This is a genomic window from Ectobacillus sp., from assembly GCF_056992975.1.
The window spans coordinates 1-2,224 of record NZ_JBXKMX010000157.1 but is presented as its reverse complement, the minus strand read 5'-3'; the positions used below and the strand labels follow the sequence as shown (position 1 = coordinate 2,224).

The window sequence follows — 2,224 nt, the reverse complement described above, 5'->3', positions numbered from 1 at the left end:
GAAAGAAGTGTTTTGATTGCTTCTCGCTTTCCTTGGAAGCTAGTCCCTGTACGAAGACAAGCTTCATTTAGCAATTCCGTGCACGTCAAGGTGGAATAGAATACACCATTTGTATCCCAAAGCCTTGTTTTGTAATGAGAATGAGCGAAATGCTGCAATGCCATTGTATTGCCAGTAATGAAATGCTGGTTCACACTTTGTCCTCCTTTATCGGGTTTAAAACTATTTTAAATGGAAAATATTCACTATATATTAAGGGGATATAAATTTAATGGATTAATTTGTAAATCTTTGTTTGAATAGTAATATTTTATAAAATATTTGACGATTTTTTGACAATAAATAGATTGTATTTCCTAAATATCCTAGTATAATTAAAATATACTTAAATTCTATTATTTTACTATTTGGTTCTTTAAAAAGAACAGATGAAATAGTATAATATGACCATAGTTTCAAAAATTAATTACTTTTGTATATTATTTCAAATCTTGCTATTATAACTATGTAATGAAAGGAGAGGAGTGAAGATGGTGAATGATAAGAGAAAACAAATGATGTTTAATATTATTGCTGCTGTCATTGTGGTTGCTGCTGTGATTGCCATTGTAGTAGGAAACACGTATTTTAAACAAAAAGTACATTCAGATACAGTGAATGCTGCTCCTAGTTCCGTTCAGACACAATTGGTAATGTAAAGTAGTTGAAATCGGTAGTAGAATTCGTAGGTGTAAGGGTTCTTTGTAAGTTATGCGTAGACGACATTTTTTGCAGAATCCATTGACTCATGTGATATTCTTTCCTACCATAAAGATAATAGACTATGGGGGTGGATTTCCGGGTGAAGGATTTTCTACAAAAGAATGGGAAGATTGCTTTTTTTCTAATGATTATTCGGCTATATTTGGGCATTACTTGGATGCTGCAGGGATCGGGAAAGATATCGAGTAAAACGTTTGATGCAACTGTATTTTTGAAGGGTGCCGTAGAGAAAGCGAAACTTACGGGTATGGATGCTGCGGTGCAAAATTGGTGGGCTTTTTTCGTGAAAACGTTCTTTTTACCGAACGTTGATGTGATTAACTACCTCGTTCCGGTTTCGGAATTATTTGTTGGGATTGCTTTAATTAGTGGCACGTTTACACGCCGCGCTTTGTATATTGCACTTACTTTTAATTTTATGTATTTATTATCTGGTTCTCTTATGACCAATCCACAAATGATTTTGTTATCTCTATTTTTATTAAAAACGAGAGAGAATGCTGGTAGAATTGGCGTCGACGGTTGGATTATTGGGAACGTGAAAAAAAGAATTCATAATTCCAATTCGATGTAAGCAGTTGCGAGGGCAGCTGCTTGTTTTATTTTTGGGGCTTCTTTCATATGTTTATTTTATAGGAAACATAGGAAGGGGTAGCTTATGATACGCAAATTGTTGTTCATTGCTTTGCTTTTGGCAGTTGTGTTTTATTTCGGAAGTAGCAACCCCACGCAAGAGAAATATGTTGCATGGGCTTCCCAGCAATTTGTGCAAAATAGCTCCTTTCACCAGTCGCTTGAAAAAACGGCTACTGAGGATCCAAACAGTGTATGGGGTGAGCTGGCAAAGATGGGCAAGCAGCTAACGGAAAAGGTTGTACAACCGCAGATTGGTCATTTGCTTGCGATGTATACGACAAGAACGGATTATGCACTCTGGTCTGTATTCACGACTGAATACACCATTGCTGGAAAAACGTATACATACGTCACACTCGGAATCGCGAATCAGTTCTTTCTGTTGTCTGCGCCGAAATGAAAAAAGGAGCTGCCGAGGCAGCTCCTTTTCCATTAGGCTAGAATATTGACATCATTAATCGTACGTTCGATTAGACGTGCGCCTTTCTTGCGGGCATTTGCGCCAAGATGGCGGAATACATCGGATGTCAAGATGGTGTCCATTACTGTATTGACTTTTACCTTATCAACTGGCGTGGTTGGTTGATCGACTGTGAATGTTACGACTTTTCCGTCTTCCTTTAAAAATTGCAGTTCAAGAACGATCATGCGGTTTCACCTCCTTTTTGTAGCTAAGCTCTTTTTACAGCTGGATTACATCTGCTGTACTAATCGTTTGTACGCCATCAAGTGGAAAATCTTGAAGTGATGCTAACGCTGTTGCAACTGTAAGCACCTTATCTGCCGGAGCGTCAACCTTCACGAACCGATACACCTTGTTCTTCAT

At 37.7% G+C, this 2,224-nt stretch carries 6 protein-coding genes; 3 read left to right on the top strand and 3 right to left on the bottom strand.

Annotation, left to right across the window (positions count from 1 at the left end; genetic code table 11):
- The coding region (locus AC11ZT_RS07395; protein ID WP_484058982.1) for a competence protein ComK at window positions 1-194 on the bottom strand (194 nt) is incomplete at its 3' end.
- Between the two features lie 336 nt (window positions 195-530).
- On the opposite strand from AC11ZT_RS07395, the gene AC11ZT_RS07390 reads away from it, so the two are divergent.
- The 3 genes from AC11ZT_RS07390 to AC11ZT_RS07380 all read left to right on the top strand — a co-directional run bounded on the left by AC11ZT_RS07390 (window position 531) and on the right by AC11ZT_RS07380 (window position 1,798).
- On the top strand, window positions 531-698 hold the full coding sequence (locus AC11ZT_RS07390) for a hypothetical protein (protein WP_484058981.1): 168 nt from the start codon (window positions 531-533) through the stop codon (window positions 696-698).
- A gap of 188 nt (window positions 699-886) precedes the next feature.
- The gene (locus AC11ZT_RS07385; protein ID WP_484058984.1) at window positions 887-1,336 is read left to right on the top strand and encodes a DoxX family membrane protein; all 450 of its coding nucleotides are present in this window, start codon (window positions 887-889) and stop codon (window positions 1,334-1,336) included.
- Between the two features lie 84 nt (window positions 1,337-1,420).
- Window positions 1,421-1,798 carry a DUF4359 domain-containing protein gene (locus tag AC11ZT_RS07380; RefSeq protein ID WP_484058980.1) on the top strand — a complete coding sequence of 126 codons (378 nt, stop codon included), beginning with the start codon at window positions 1,421-1,423 and terminating at the stop codon, window positions 1,796-1,798.
- A 32-nt stretch (window positions 1,799-1,830) separates the two neighbouring features.
- Here AC11ZT_RS07380 and AC11ZT_RS07375 read toward each other — a convergent pair whose 3' ends face one another.
- Entirely contained in the window at window positions 1,831-2,046 is a 216-nt protein-coding gene (locus tag AC11ZT_RS07375) for a DUF2922 domain-containing protein (protein WP_484058979.1), read from the bottom strand.
- A 34-nt stretch (window positions 2,047-2,080) separates the two neighbouring features.
- Window positions 2,081-2,224, bottom strand: coding sequence for a DUF1659 domain-containing protein (locus AC11ZT_RS07370; protein ID WP_484058983.1), 144 nt, complete (start codon window positions 2,222-2,224; stop codon window positions 2,081-2,083).

What these genes read in the sequence shown, in the direction of transcription:
- AC11ZT_RS07375 (WP_484058979.1), bottom strand. Translation starts at nt 2,046, where the DNA reads ATGATCGTTCTTGAACTGCAATTTTTAAAGGAAGACGGAAAAGTCGTA.
- AC11ZT_RS07385 (WP_484058984.1), top strand. Translation starts at nt 887, where the DNA reads ATGATTATTCGGCTATATTTGGGCATTACTTGGATGCTGCAGGGATCG.
- AC11ZT_RS07390 (WP_484058981.1), top strand. Translation starts at nt 531, where the DNA reads ATGGTGAATGATAAGAGAAAACAAATGATGTTTAATATTATTGCTGCT.
- AC11ZT_RS07370 (WP_484058983.1), bottom strand. Translation starts at nt 2,224, where the DNA reads ATGAAGAACAAGGTGTATCGGTTCGTGAAGGTTGACGCTCCGGCAGAT.
- AC11ZT_RS07380 (WP_484058980.1), top strand. Translation starts at nt 1,421, where the DNA reads ATGATACGCAAATTGTTGTTCATTGCTTTGCTTTTGGCAGTTGTGTTT.